General features: G+C 66.4%; 11 protein-coding genes. 1 reads left to right on the top strand and 10 read right to left on the bottom strand.

Going from position 1 to position 12709, the window contains the following annotated elements; all coding sequences use genetic code 11:
* Positions 1-17: 17 nt before the first annotated feature.
* The 4 genes from WK25_RS21785 to WK25_RS21770 form a co-directional block, all read right to left on the bottom strand.
* Entirely contained in the window at positions 18-1196 is a 1179-nt protein-coding gene (locus WK25_RS21785) for a polysaccharide biosynthesis/export family protein (protein ID WP_069242715.1), read from the bottom strand.
* The gene (locus WK25_RS21780; RefSeq protein WP_040139319.1) at positions 1190-1633 is read right to left on the bottom strand and encodes a low molecular weight protein-tyrosine-phosphatase; all 444 of its coding nucleotides are present in this window, start codon (positions 1631-1633) and stop codon (positions 1190-1192) included. Before WK25_RS21780 ends, WK25_RS21785 begins: the two co-directional genes overlap by 7 nt.
* A gap of 66 nt (positions 1634-1699) precedes the next feature.
* The gene (locus WK25_RS21775; protein ID WP_040139318.1) at positions 1700-3115 is read right to left on the bottom strand and encodes a UDP-glucose dehydrogenase family protein; all 1416 of its coding nucleotides are present in this window, start codon (positions 3113-3115) and stop codon (positions 1700-1702) included.
* A gap of 73 nt (positions 3116-3188) precedes the next feature.
* The gene (locus WK25_RS21770) at positions 3189-4562 is read right to left on the bottom strand and encodes an undecaprenyl-phosphate glucose phosphotransferase (RefSeq protein ID WP_040139317.1); all 1374 of its coding nucleotides are present in this window, start codon (positions 4560-4562) and stop codon (positions 3189-3191) included.
* Positions 4563-4993: 431 nt separating this feature from the next.
* Here WK25_RS21770 and WK25_RS21765 point away from each other — a divergent pair, with 431 nt between their 5' ends.
* Positions 4994-6520, top strand: coding sequence for a mannose-1-phosphate guanylyltransferase/mannose-6-phosphate isomerase (locus WK25_RS21765; RefSeq protein ID WP_069242714.1), 1527 nt, complete (start codon positions 4994-4996; stop codon positions 6518-6520).
* 126 nt (positions 6521-6646) lie between these two features.
* Here the strand turns inward: WK25_RS21765 and WK25_RS21760 are convergent, their stop codons facing one another.
* From WK25_RS21760 to WK25_RS21735, 6 genes are all read right to left on the bottom strand, one after another.
* On the bottom strand, positions 6647-7585 hold the full coding sequence (locus WK25_RS21760; protein ID WP_040139315.1) for a transposase: 939 nt from the start codon (positions 7583-7585) through the stop codon (positions 6647-6649).
* Between the two features lie 717 nt (positions 7586-8302).
* The gene (locus tag WK25_RS21755; protein ID WP_040139314.1) at positions 8303-8884 is read right to left on the bottom strand and encodes a DUF3501 family protein; all 582 of its coding nucleotides are present in this window, start codon (positions 8882-8884) and stop codon (positions 8303-8305) included.
* A 62-nt stretch (positions 8885-8946) separates the two neighbouring features.
* Complete coding sequence (locus WK25_RS21750; protein ID WP_069242713.1) at positions 8947-10284, bottom strand: heterodisulfide reductase-related iron-sulfur binding cluster; 1338 nt, start codon at positions 10282-10284, stop codon at positions 8947-8949.
* A 116-nt stretch (positions 10285-10400) separates the two neighbouring features.
* Positions 10401-10823 (bottom strand): rubrerythrin family protein, encoded by a 423-nt coding sequence (locus WK25_RS21745; RefSeq protein ID WP_040140994.1) that lies wholly within the window; start codon positions 10821-10823, stop codon positions 10401-10403.
* A gap of 187 nt (positions 10824-11010) precedes the next feature.
* A complete protein-coding gene (locus tag WK25_RS21740; RefSeq protein WP_040140992.1) occupies positions 11011-12279 on the bottom strand; it encodes an RNA polymerase sigma factor in 1269 nt (422 codons plus the stop codon).
* Positions 12276-12689 carry a VOC family protein gene (locus tag WK25_RS21735; RefSeq protein ID WP_040140990.1) on the bottom strand — a complete coding sequence of 138 codons (414 nt, stop codon included), beginning with the start codon at positions 12687-12689 and terminating at the stop codon, positions 12276-12278. The genes WK25_RS21740 and WK25_RS21735 overlap by 4 nt, the downstream gene beginning before the upstream one ends.
* Between the last annotated feature and the right edge of the window lie 20 nt (positions 12690-12709).

Genomic DNA, 12709 nt, shown 5'->3' with positions numbered 1-12709 from the left:
GCCGCCCCGGCGGGCTATCAGCGCGTGATTTGCCGCATGTAGAAGATCGTCTGGATCGTCGGCAGCACCTGCTGCAGCACACGGTTGAACTGCACCGAGCTGGCCGTGCTCACGTAGACGACGTCGAGCGGCTGGAGCGGGAAGCGGCTCGACAGCATCAGCGCATCCGGCTGCGTCATGTCGAGGCGGAACACTTCCGGCTTCGTCGGGTTGTCGCGCATCCCGCGCATCACGTAGATCTTGCGCGGGTTCGCGTCGGTGTCGAGGATGCCGCCGCCGGCCGTCAGCGCGTCGGCAATGGTCAGCTTGCCCTTGAGCATCGGCACCGTGACCGGCGTCTTGACTTCGCCCATGATGAACACGCGGCTGTCGCTGCGGTCCGGCACGTTGATGATGTCGCCCGGTTGCAGCATCACGTTCTGCTTCACCTCGCCGCGATCGAGCACGCCGTTCGCGTCGAGCGTATACAGCTTGCCGTCGCGCGTCAGGCGCACGCGCTGCAGATCGGCCTCGGCGGTCGAACCGCCCGAGCGCGAGATCGCGTCGACCAGCGTCAGCGGCACGTCGCTCACCGCGAGCGGGCCCGGCTGCTTCACCTCGCCCGTCACCTGCACCTTCTGGCTGCGGAACGACAGCACGCGCACGTCGAGCTGCGGATTCTTCACGTAGCGCGCGAGCGTAGACGCCATCTCGTCGCGGATCTGCGCCACCGTCTTGCCGGCCACGCGGATGCGGCCGACAAACGGGAAAAAGATCGTGCCGTCGGCGGCCACGGTCTGGCCGTACGGATCCGCCTGGCCCGGCAACGCGGTCGTATACGGCTGCTGCAGCGCGCCCGCGACCGACTGCGTCGTGTTGCCGCCGCTCGAGAACGACTGGCCCTGCGGCGTCGTCAGCTCCGGGTGGTCCCACACCGTGACGCCGAGAATGTCCTGCGGGCCGACGCGATACACATACTGCGACGGATCGGTGTAACGGCCCGGCGGCAGCGGATGCTCGACCTGCTGCTTCTGCAGCTGATCCATCACCAGCTTCGCGTCGATGTAATGAACCGGATAGGTTTCGGGCTGGCCCTGCCGGCCTTCGTCCTTCAGGTTCGACGAGTCGAGATAGTTGCCGGGCGCGCTCGCGCAGGCCGACAGGAAAGTCGTCAGCGCAATGGCGAGCGCCAGCGGGCGCATGGGACGTTTCAGCATAGTTTTTGCAGCCATCCTTGAACCAGACGTTCGATCAATGTGTAGCTCTCGCGATAGTCGGCCTCGGGGCCGCCATGCGGATCCGCGATCTCCGCGTCCTCCCACTTGCCCAGCAGGTGGACCTTGCCGCGCGCGAACGGATCGACCGCCTCGACGGCCTTGATCTGTTCGCGCTCGCTCACGAGGATCAGGTCGGCGTCGCGCACGATCCGGCGCGACAGCCGCCGCGACCGGTGCGTCGTCGCATCGACGCCGCGCTCGGCGAGCAGCCGCCGCATCACCGGATCGATGCCGTCACCGTCGTTCGCCCGCACGCCGGCGGAGTGGAACGTCACGCGCGGGCCGCCGCGCGACGCGGCGTGCGACTTGAACAGCATCTCCGCCGCCGGACTGCGGCAGACGTTCGCGTGACAGACGATCAGGATGTTCCGGAACATGGCAGCTCGAATCGGTAACGGGTAACGGCGTGGTGACGGCAGCGCGGCGATGCGGCAACGCGCGGCTTACGCGCTCGCGCGCGCGGCGCCCGGCACGCGGGCGGCGACCGCCTGACGCGAGCCCGGCCGGCCGATCGGGTGGTACTCGATGCCCTGCTCGCTCATCGTCTCCGGCTCGTACAGGTTGCGGCCGTCGAAGATCACCGGCGACTTCCACAGCCGGCCGAGCGCGACGAAGTCCGGGCTCTTGAATGCCTTCCATTCGGTGACGATCACGAGCGCGTCGGCGTCGCGCGCGGCTTGCGCTTCGTCGTCGGCGAACGTCAGCCGCTCGAGCCAGCTCGGGTGAGCCGCGAGATCGAGCGCCAGCACGCGGCGCGCTTCGTGCTGCGCGACCGGGTCGTACGCGGCGATGCGTGCGCCGCGCGACAGCAGCTCGGCGATCAGCTCGCGGCTCGGCGCCTCGCGCATGTCATCGGTATTGGGCTTGAATGCGAGGCCCCAGATCGCGAACGTGCGGCCGGTCAGGTCTTCACCGAAGCGCGCGACGATCTTGTCGGCGAGCACGCGCTTTTGCGCCGCGTTGACCGACGACACCGCCTTCAGGATCTGCAGCGCCTGGCCGTGCTCGTCGGCGGTGCGGATCAGCGCCTCGACGTCCTTCGGGAAACACGAGCCGCCGTAGCCGCAGCCCGCATACAGGAAGTGATAGCCGATGCGCGGATCGGAGCCGATCCCGCGGCGCACGGCCTCGATGTCGGCGCCGAAGCGGTCGGCCAGGTTCGCGAGCTCGTTCATGAACGAGATGCGCGTCGCGAGCATTGCGTTCGCCGCGTATTTCGTGAATTCGGCCGAGCGCACGTCCATGTACAGCGTGCGTTCGTGGTTGCGGTTGAACGGCGCGTAGAGCTTCTTCATCAGTTCGCGCGCGCGCTCGCCCGGCACGTCGTCGTCGCAGCCGATCACGATGCGGTCCGGCCGCGTGAAATCGTCCACCGCCGCACCTTCCTTCAGGAATTCCGGATTCGACACGACCGAGAACATCTGGCCGTCGTCGCCGCGCTTCGCGAGTTCGTCGGCCACCGCCGCGCGCACGCGCTCGGCCGTGCCGACCGGCACCGTCGACTTGTCGACGATCACCTTGAAGCCTTTCATGTAGCGGCCGATGTTGCGTGCCGCCGCGAGCACGTACTGCAGGTCGGCCGAGCCGTCCTCGTCGGGCGGCGTGCCGACCGCGATGAACTGCACGTCGCCGTGCGCGACCGCGGCCTCGACGTCGGTCGAAAAACGCAGGCGGCCCGCCGAGCGGTTGCGCGCGATGACTTCCTTCAGCCCCGGCTCGTGGATCGGCACGCCGCCATCGTTCAGGATGTCGATCTTCGACTGATCGACGTCGAGGCAGAACACGTCGTGCCCGATGTCGGCGAGACAGGCGCCCGTGACAAGGCCTACATAACCGCTGCCGATGATAGTCAGATTCATGATGTGTCGGACCTCGTGACCAATGATTCGAAATTCGTGAAACCGGAATGTGCGCGCGCTCGCGCGTCACGCGTCAGTAAGCGTTGCTGCCGGTGAAGCCTTTCCACAGCGTCAGCACGACGATCTTGATGTCGAGCCAGAACGACCAGTTCTGCATGTAATACAGATCGAGCTTCACGCGCCCCATCATCTTCTCGATCTGGTCGGTCTCTCCGCGATAGCCGTTGATCTGCGCCCATCCGGTGATCCCCGGCTTGATCCGGTAGCGGAACATGTAGCCCTTCACCAGATCCTTGTAGATGTCGTCGTGCGCGAGCGCATGAGGCCGCGGGCCGACGACCGACATCTCGCCCTTCAGCACGTTGATGAACTGCGGCAGCTCGTCGAGGCTCGTGCGGCGCAGGAAGCGGCCGACCGGCGTCACGCGCGAGTCGTTGCGGGTCGCCTGCGTGACCTGTCCCGCCACCTCCTGGTGCACCTTCATCGAGCGAAACTTGTAGATCTCGAACTCGTGCCCGTCGATGCCCTTGCGCTTCTGGCGGAAGAACACCGGCCCGGGCGACGTCAGCTTGATCAGGCAGGCGATCATCAGCATCAGCGGCGCGAGCATCGTCAGCGCCGCGAGCGCGAACAGCCGGTCGAACACGAACTTCGGCAGGATCCGCACGTCGGTGATCGGCGACGCCGCGAGGTTGATCGCCGGCACGCCGAGCAGCTCGACCACTTCCTGGTTGAAGAACGACAGCGTACGCACGTCCGGGATGAAACGGATGTTCACGAAGTCGTGGCGAAACACCGTCACGATCTGGTGAATGCGCCGCTCCTCGGTGATCGGCAGCGTGAGCCACAGCTCGCTGATCGCGCGGCTGCGCACCAGCCACACCAGCGATTCGAACTGCCGCTCGATGCGCACGTCGTCGAGCGCGACCTCGCCGGGCACGTCGCTTTCGTCGTATACGCATACCGGATTGAAACCCGCTTCCGGCCGTGCGCGCATTTGCGCGATCAACCGCCGCGCGGCTGGCGTGCCGCCGACGATCGCAACCGCCTTCAGGTTGTAGCCGCCGCGGCGCAGTTGCCGCAGCACCACGTGCACGCACGCCTTCGAGCCCGCGAGCAACGCCATCGTGACGAGCGCCCAGTAGCCGAGCCACAACCGCGACAGCTCGCCCGACTGGTGAAAGCTGAAGCTCAACAGGATGCCGGCGAGTTCGACGACCAGCCACGCGAACGCAACGCGGACCACCAGCCCGATGAGACGCTTGCCGCGCCACGACTGGTAGATGCCGACCGCCGGAAAGAACACGACGACGAGCAGGCAATCGAACAGCACCGTCGTGCGCTGCAGGTCGTTGAGCCAGATGCTGCCGCCGTGCAGCGCGGCGGCGATCAACGCCCCCAACACGACCATCGCGATATCGATGACTCTCGCCAGCACGCTCAACATGTCTGCTTCCTCTTCTGTGAACAGGCGTTAGCCGAACAGCTCCTTGCGCAGCCCGTGCCGCGCATCCGGTTCAAACGTTGCATGACGCTATTGAAGCGACAAGAAAATTCCACCTCAAGCGCACAAGTATTTCGAAAAATAATCGGAAATTCTTGCCGCGATATTCGCGAATTAATTCGGCACGTTTTCCCGACTTGAGCGCGAAACGCGAATATTTCGGCAACTTTACGATTCCTGCCATCGCCTTGCTGGAAGGGCCAGCCGCGCGCCTGGCCGAATTATTTTTTATTTTTTTGTTTGCATCTGACGCTATCGCGGAAATTTTTCCCGGATACGTGCGCGATCGATATCGCGCGAAGAACGCCGGTTTTATTGTCGATTTACTTCATGCTACAAAACAGGCACTGACTTCAAACGAGGAGAGTGTCACCATGAATGCTCCGGACGTGTTAGCCGATACGCGCCCTTCTACTTCCGCCGCCACCGACGCCGGGTCGCGCGTCGCGGTGCAGCCGGTGATCCTTGCCGGCGGTTCGGGCACGCGTCTGTGGCCGATGTCGCGCGAGCACTATCCGAAGCAGCTGATCGGCCTTCTCGGCGATCACTCGCTGCTGCAATCGACCGCGCTGCGGCTCGACGGGCTGACCACCGGCCATCCGCTGAACGACGACGTGCTGATCGTGTGCGGCGAAGATCACCGTTTCACGACCGCCGAACAGCTGCGCCTGACCGGCAAGCGCGCGTCGATCATGCTCGAGCCGCTCGGCCGCGACACGGCGCCCGCGCTGACGCTGGCCGCGCTGCGGATCGTCGCGGGCGGCGCCGATGCGGTGATGACGGTGATGCCGGCCGACCACGCGGTGGCCGACCAGCCGCGCTTTCACGCGGCCGTCGCGGCCGGCGTACACTGCGCGGCGCAGGGCAAGATCGCGACGATGGGCATCGTGCCGGGCCGCGCCGAGACCGGCTACGGCTACATTCGCGTCGGCGCGCCGCTCGGCGACCCCGCCACCGGCGATCTCGACGTGCGCCGCCTCGACCGCTTCGTCGAAAAGCCGCACCTCGAACTCGCTCAGCAGTACGTCGCGTCCGGTGAATACTGGTGGAACAGCGGCATCTTCATCGTGCGCGCGTCGGTGTGGCTGAATGCGATCCGCCAGCTCGAACCCGAGATCTACGCGGCATGCGAACAGGCTGTCGCGCGCGGCAAGGAGGACGGCGACTTCTTCCGCGTCGATCGCGACGCGTTCGCCGCATCGCCGTCGAACTCGATCGACTACGCGGTGATGGAGCCGCTCGCAAACCAGCCGCAGCTGTGCGAAAGCGTCGTCGTGCCGCTCGACGCGGGCTGGTCGGACGTCGGTTCGTGGGACGCGATCTGGCAAATCCTGCCGAAGGATGACGCCGAGAACGTCGGCCGCGGCCACGTGCTGTTCGAAAACGCCGAATCGACGTTCGCGCATGCGGAGAGCCGGCTCGTCGCGTGTGTCGGCACGCAGAACCTGGTTGTCGTCGAAACGCCCGATGCCGTGCTCGTCGCCGACAAATCCCGTGTGCAGGACGTGAAGAAAATCGTCGGCCGCATCAAGGCCGAACGCGGCGCGGAAGCGACCGATCACCGCAAGGTCCATCGCCCGTGGGGCCATTACGACTCGGTCGACAACGGCGAGCGCTTCCAGGTCAAACGCATCGTCGTCAAGCCGGGCGCGCGACTGTCGCTGCAGATGCACCACCACCGCGCCGAACACTGGATCGTCGTGCGCGGCACCGCGCGCATCACGCGCGGCGACGAAACGTTCCTGCTGTCCGAGAACGAATCGACGTATATCCCGCTCGGCGTCTCGCATCGTCTCGAGAACCCGGGCAAGATGCCGCTCGAGCTGATCGAAGTGCAGTCGGGCGCATATCTCGGCGAGGACGACATCGTCCGCTTCGACGATACCTACGGCCGGCAGTAACGCCGCGCATGCCGGGTGCGCGGATCGCGCGCCCGGCGTCGCGAGCATCGGCAGACGCGACGGCAGACAAAAAAACGCGCGGGCATCGTGAACCACGATGCCCGCGCGGGTCCGCCCGGATGACGATCAACCTACGCGATAAGCGTATTCGCGACGCTCGGACTGCACCGGATCGTTGCGGCTTTCGCCCAATCCGCCCGTGCGACGCTCGGCGATGAAACGCTTGATGTCCGACTCCGCGCGCGCCAGCGCGGACAGCCCGGCCAGCACCTCGCTCTGCGGCGCACGCACCGGTTCGTCGCTCGCACCGTGGCGGTCGATCCACTGACGCGCCCAGTCGAGCGCGTACTGCTGCGCCTCTTCCGCGTCGGTGAAGCGCGGGCCGATCAGGCCCGAACGCTCGACGCGCCGGTCGTCCTGCATGATCTCGGCCCAAGCGCGGTACATCAGGTTCTGCACCGGCTGCGCAGTCCCGTAGATCGTATAGCCGCGATAGTCGTCGACCTGCGGCTCGGCCGACGCGAAGCTCGCGGCGGACGGGCGCCCGTGGCGCGACGCCGCGGGTGGCGCGCCCGGCACCGAGAACGACACGGCAGACGACGGGCTCGCGCGCTCGTCGGATCGCGCAGCCACCGTCGCGCCCTCCTCCCAAACGTTTGCCTGGGCGACCGGCAGTTGCCACGACTCCGGGTTCTGCCAGAACACGCCACGCAGACGGTCGTTGTCAGGCGCGGGCTCGGCCCGGCACGCCGGTGCGGCAGGAACCGGCGGCGGCGGCACGTAGGCGAACGTGCGCCCGCTGAACTGGGTCAGCACGTCGATCATCTGCAGCAGCGTGCCGTTGGCGAGCCACTCCTCGTAGCGGCGCCGGCACGTCGGCCCGGACGGATAGCGTCCGGGCAGTTTGGACCACGCTTCACCGGTCGTCAGGATCCACAGCACCGCATTGGCGACCACACGCGGTTCCGCGCGTGGTCGGCCCCGGCGGTTCAGCCGGATGGGTTCGTCGGCGATCAGTGCCGAAATACGCAACCACTCTTCATCGTTAAGCTCATCGAAGAACATAGTTGATTTCTCCACGCGACCAGGCCGGGGCCGCGATTGTCGGCGCCGTCGTCACGCATCGCGTCACGGGGCGGCCGGTTGCACATTATGGTTATCCGATTGTTGTGCATGCCGGCGCGACACCGCACTTTCACGGTGCCGCCATTCCCGGCAATGGCGCACAAATCACGGTCTCACTCCAATGTGGGAATTTTTGTGCACGAAGCATACCATCGTCAGGGTTTATCTCAATATGACAATGACTTAATGTTACGTACTGAAACAACCTGCCAAGGATGCGCAATCCATTTATCGTTGAATTTTTTTACGCGATCGTTATACGGGTGGCTGGGAAGCCCCGTCCGGCGGGGCTCTGCGGGGCGGGCCGCCACACCGCGCCACGGCCGTTCCGGCTGGTTCCGACCCTGGCCTGTCACACTCTGCGGGGCAGCGGCCTGAAATCGGTAAATCCGGGATAAATTCGTAACAAGATATTTACGGATCGGTAAATCATTCAATTTCGGCCGAACCGAATTATCTCCGTGCACAATCTTTTTATTGTTTCTCTGCGAGTAGCGAAAGTCTGCTGACGTCCGGTGCACATTGTTTCCCGGCATGCAAGCGCAGGCAGGTCTGTTACATCTTTCACCACCCATGCAGGCAGTGCGGGCAGCGCGCCGGTCCGGCAGTTCCGAAGCGCGCGCCGACGCTCCGGTCGTTGCTTCGACAACGACCGTGTCAGTGCAGATCGCCTGCGAGCGACGCGGCCACTTCGGCGTCCATGCGTTGCGGCGCGACCGTATAGGCCGGATGGTCGCAGCCGATCGACAGCGCCGCGCCGCCCTTGAGCGCGGCGCGCATCGGCCCGCTCAGTTCGAACCGCACGAAATGCACGGCCGACGTTTTCTCCGCATTGTCGCGATCGAGATCCTCGTCTGCGATCGCGTACACCGCCGGATGGCCGTCGACCTGCAGGTACACGCGGTCCTCGACGCCGATCAGGCGCGCGAGCGCCGCCCGCCGCTCGGCCTCGTGCTCGTATTCGATCTGCAGCGTCGCTTTCAGGTTGGTGCCGTCCGGCACGAGCGGCAAATACGCTTCCAGTTCTCCTGCGATGCCGGCCTCGTCGAAGATCTTCTCGATGTGCAGCATCTCGTGGATCTGATAGCGGATCGTGGTCTCATCCTCGAACAGCAAGCGCAGATGGTTGCCGAGCGCCACCGCGCGGCGGCGCTTGTACGCGACGAGCCGTGCGTGTTCGGCCTTGCGGATCTTCGCGTACGCTTCGAGCGTCAGCAGCGAATCGCGGGTCAGCGTCATGGAATGTCCTCGGAGAGCGTTGGAAGTCGTCGATGTAGTCGCAACGAAGCGGGTCGAGCGCGTCAGATGCCGTACGCGCGGCGCAACAGCGTCAACGGATGCGCGAGCGGCGCGGCCGGCAGCCCCTTCTCGTCGATGCCCTGCGCGATGTGATGACCGGCGAGCGCGCAGTCCGACGAGACGAAGTCCGGTTTCGGCTCGGCCATCGCGTTGAACACCGGCGTGCCGATCCGCATCGCGTCCGCATGGAACGCCTTCTTCACGCCGAACGTGCCTGCGTGCCCGGAACATCGCTCGACGACGTTCACGCGCGTATCGGGCACGAGCGCCAGCGTGTCGGCCGTCTTGCGGCCGATGTTCTGCACGCGCGCGTGGCATGGCACGTGATACGACACGGTGCCGAGGCCCTGCTTGAAGTCCGTCTTCAGCAAGCCGTCGCGATGCCGCGCGATCACGTATTCGAACGGATCCCAGAACGCGTCGGCGACGGCGCGCACGGCTTCGTCGCCGGGGAACATCAGCGGCAGCTCGCTCTTGTACATCAGCACGCAGCTCGGGATCGCGCCGATCAGCGCGTAACCGTCTCGCGCATAGCGCTCCAGCACCGGGATGTTGACGACCTTCTTCGCGGCGACGCCCGCGAGATTGCCCTGCTCTAGCAGCGGCATCCCGCAGCAGGCTTCGCGGCTGACGAGTTCGTACGGAATGTCGTTGTGCGCGAGGATCGCGAGCAGATCGTGGCCGATGCCAGGCTCGTTGAAGTTCACGTAGCACGTTGCGTAGATCGCGACCTTGCCGGGCGTGCGTTCGCCGTCGCGTACCGGCGGACCGTCCGAGCGCTTCGCCGCACGACGGAACTTGCGCGGCGCGAACTCCGGCAGCCATGCGTCGCGATCGACGCCCAGCAGCGCTTCAAGCGCGTGGCGCGCCGGCGGCGTGCGATTCACCGCGTTCACCGTCTGCGTGACGATCGGAATGCCCGCGAAATGGCCGAGCGCGTCGGTGTTCGACAGCACCTTGTCACGCAGCGGCGCTTCGCCGCGCTGGTAGCGCGCGGCCTTCGCGCGCAGCATCAAATGCGGGAAGTCGACGTTCCATGCGTGCGGCGGCACGTACGGGCATTTCGTCATGTAGCAGAGGTCGCACAGATAGCACTGGTCGACGACCTTGCCGAACGCGTCCTTCGACACTTCGTCGATATCGCCCATCGGCGTGTCGTCGACGAGATCGAACAGCGCCGGAAACGCGCCGCACAGCGACACGCAGCGCCGGCATCCGGCGCAGATGTCGAATACGCGCGTCATTTCCGCATCGATCGCGGCCTGGTCATAGAACGCTTCGGATTGCCAGTCGAGCGGATGCCGGGTCGGCGCTTCGAGACTGCCTTCCTTGTGGGGCATGGGGCGCTCCAGCGTGGCGCGCGTGCGCGCGGACCCGCCGCCCGTGCAGCGGGCGGCGTTCGACGCACGGCCGCGGGATATTCCGCGCCGACCGTGCGGCCCTGCGACAGCTCGCGTCAGTCGACGAGCGCGTCAAGCGCCTTCGTATAGCGGTTCGCGTGGCTGCGTTCGGCCTTTGCGAGCGTCTCGAACCAGTTCGCGATTTCGTCGAAGCCTTCTTCGCGCGCGGTCTTGGCCATGCCCGGATACATGTCGGTGTATTCGTGCGTCTCGCCGGCGATCGCCGATTCGAGATTCAGCCGCGACGAGCCGAACGGCAGCCCCGTCGCGGGATCGCCGACGGCTTCGAGGTATTCGAGGTGGCCGTGCGCGTGGCCGGTTTCGCCTTCGGCGGTCGAGCGGAACAGCGCGGCCACGTCGTTCTGGCCTTCGACGTCGGCCTTCGAAGCGAAATAGAGATACCGCCGGTTCGCTTGCGATTCGCCCGCGAATGCGGCCTTCAGATTCTCTTCGGTCTTGCTGCCCTTGAGTTGAGCCATTTGCGCCTCCGTTCGAGTCGGCGCGGCCGCGTGCGACGCCGGGCCGATCATATATGTGGGGAACGATGCGGCGCCGAGCGCGCACGTATCGTGCTCTTTAATCTAGGCGCTCGCGTCCGCATCCCCCAATAGGCTTTTTCAATCCGCGCGATAGCGGCAAGGCCCAGGCCGCGCCGCGAGCGGCGGATCACGCGTCCGTTGCCCGCTTCAGCAGCAATTCCCTTTCGCGCTCGTTACGGGTCAATTCGGCCGCGCGGCGAAATTCCGCCTTCGCTTCATCGGCCCGGCCGAGCTTCGCGAGCAGGTCGCCGCGCACGCTCGGCAGCCAGTGATAACGCGCGAGCGCCGGATCGTCGCGCAGCACGTCGACGATTTCCAGCGCCGCCGCCGGCCCGAACGCCATCCCCACCGCCACCGCGCGGTTCAGCTCGACGACCGGCGACGGCGCGACTTCGGCGAGCGCGTCGTACAACGCGACGATCTGCGCCCAGTCCGTTTCCGATGCATGCCGCGCACGCGCATGGCACGCCGCCAGTGCGGCCTGCAGCGCATACGGGCCGCGCACGCCGCCGAGCTTCGCCGCCCGGTCGAGCGCGGCGAGGCCGCGCCGGATCAGCAGCGGATCCCAGCGGCTGCGGTCCTGGTCGAGCAGCAGCACGGGCCGCCCTTGCGCGTCGGTGCGCGCATGCATCCGCGACGCCTGCAGTTCCATCAGCGCGACCAGCCCGAGCACCTCGCTTTCGTCCGGCATCAGCCCGGCCAGCACGCGGCCGAGGCGCAGCGCCTCGTCGCACAGCGCCGGGCGCGTCCAGTCGTCGCCGGACGTCGCCGCGTGGCCTTCGTTGAACACCAGGTAGATCACTTCGAGCACCGACGCGAGCCGCGCGGGGCGCGCATCCGCGGCCGGCACCTCGAACGGCACGCGCGCAGCGGCGAGCGTGCGCTTCGCGCGCACGATGCGCTGCGCGATCGTCGGTTCCGGCGACAGGAACGCACGCGCGATTTCGCTTGTGGTCAACCCGCCAAGCAGCCGTAGCGTCAGCGCGACACGCGCATCGGTCGACAACACCGGGTGGCACGACGTGAAGATCAGCCGCAGCAGATCGTCGCCGATATCGTCTTCGCGCGCATCGGCGAGCGCGTCCGCGATGTCGGGGACGACATGCGCTTCGAGCGCGTCCATCTCATGGCCGAGCTGGTCGCGCTTCGCGGCGTGCAGCGACTCCTGCCGGACCCGGTCGAGCGCGCGCCGCTTCACGGCCGTCATCAGCCACGCGGCCGGGTTGTCGGGCACGCCGTCGACAGGCCAGTGCTCGAGCGCCGCGACGAGCGTGTCCTGCGCAAGCTCCTCGGCCACGCCGACGTCGCGCACCACGCGTGCGGCGCGAGCGATGATCTTCGGCGCCTCGATTCGCCAGACGGCCTCGATCGCACGATGGGTCGCCTCGAGCGTCACGACGCCGCCCCGTGCGCGGCCGCGCCCAACTGCGCGCACAGGCCCCACTCATGGCCGTCCGGGTCCGCAAACTCGTGGGTGTACATGCCCGCATCCGTTTGCGGCTCGCGCGGCACGGTGCCGCCGGCCGCGCGCGCCTTCACGACCATCGCATCGACGTCGGCCGGGCTCTCGCACGACAAGCACGGCAGCACCTGCACGTGCGTGGCCGGATCGACGATCGTCTTGCCGGTGAAACTTTGGAACAACGGCCGCTCGAGCAGCATTACGAGGATCGCGTCGCTGACCCGGACGCAGACCGAACGGTCGCTCGTATAGGCCGGCACGACGTCGAAGCCCAGCCCGACGTAGAATGCGCTCGCGCGCGGCAGATCAGCCACCGGCAGGCTGAGGAAGATCGTTCGATGCATGACGGTCGCTCCCGGCGAAA

The sequence above is a fragment of the Burkholderia latens genome (assembly GCF_001718795.1).
GTDB lineage: Bacteria > Pseudomonadota > Gammaproteobacteria > Burkholderiales > Burkholderiaceae > Burkholderia > Burkholderia latens_A.
Note: the sequence above shows the minus strand (reverse complement) of the source record. Positions and strands in the feature narration are given on the sequence as shown.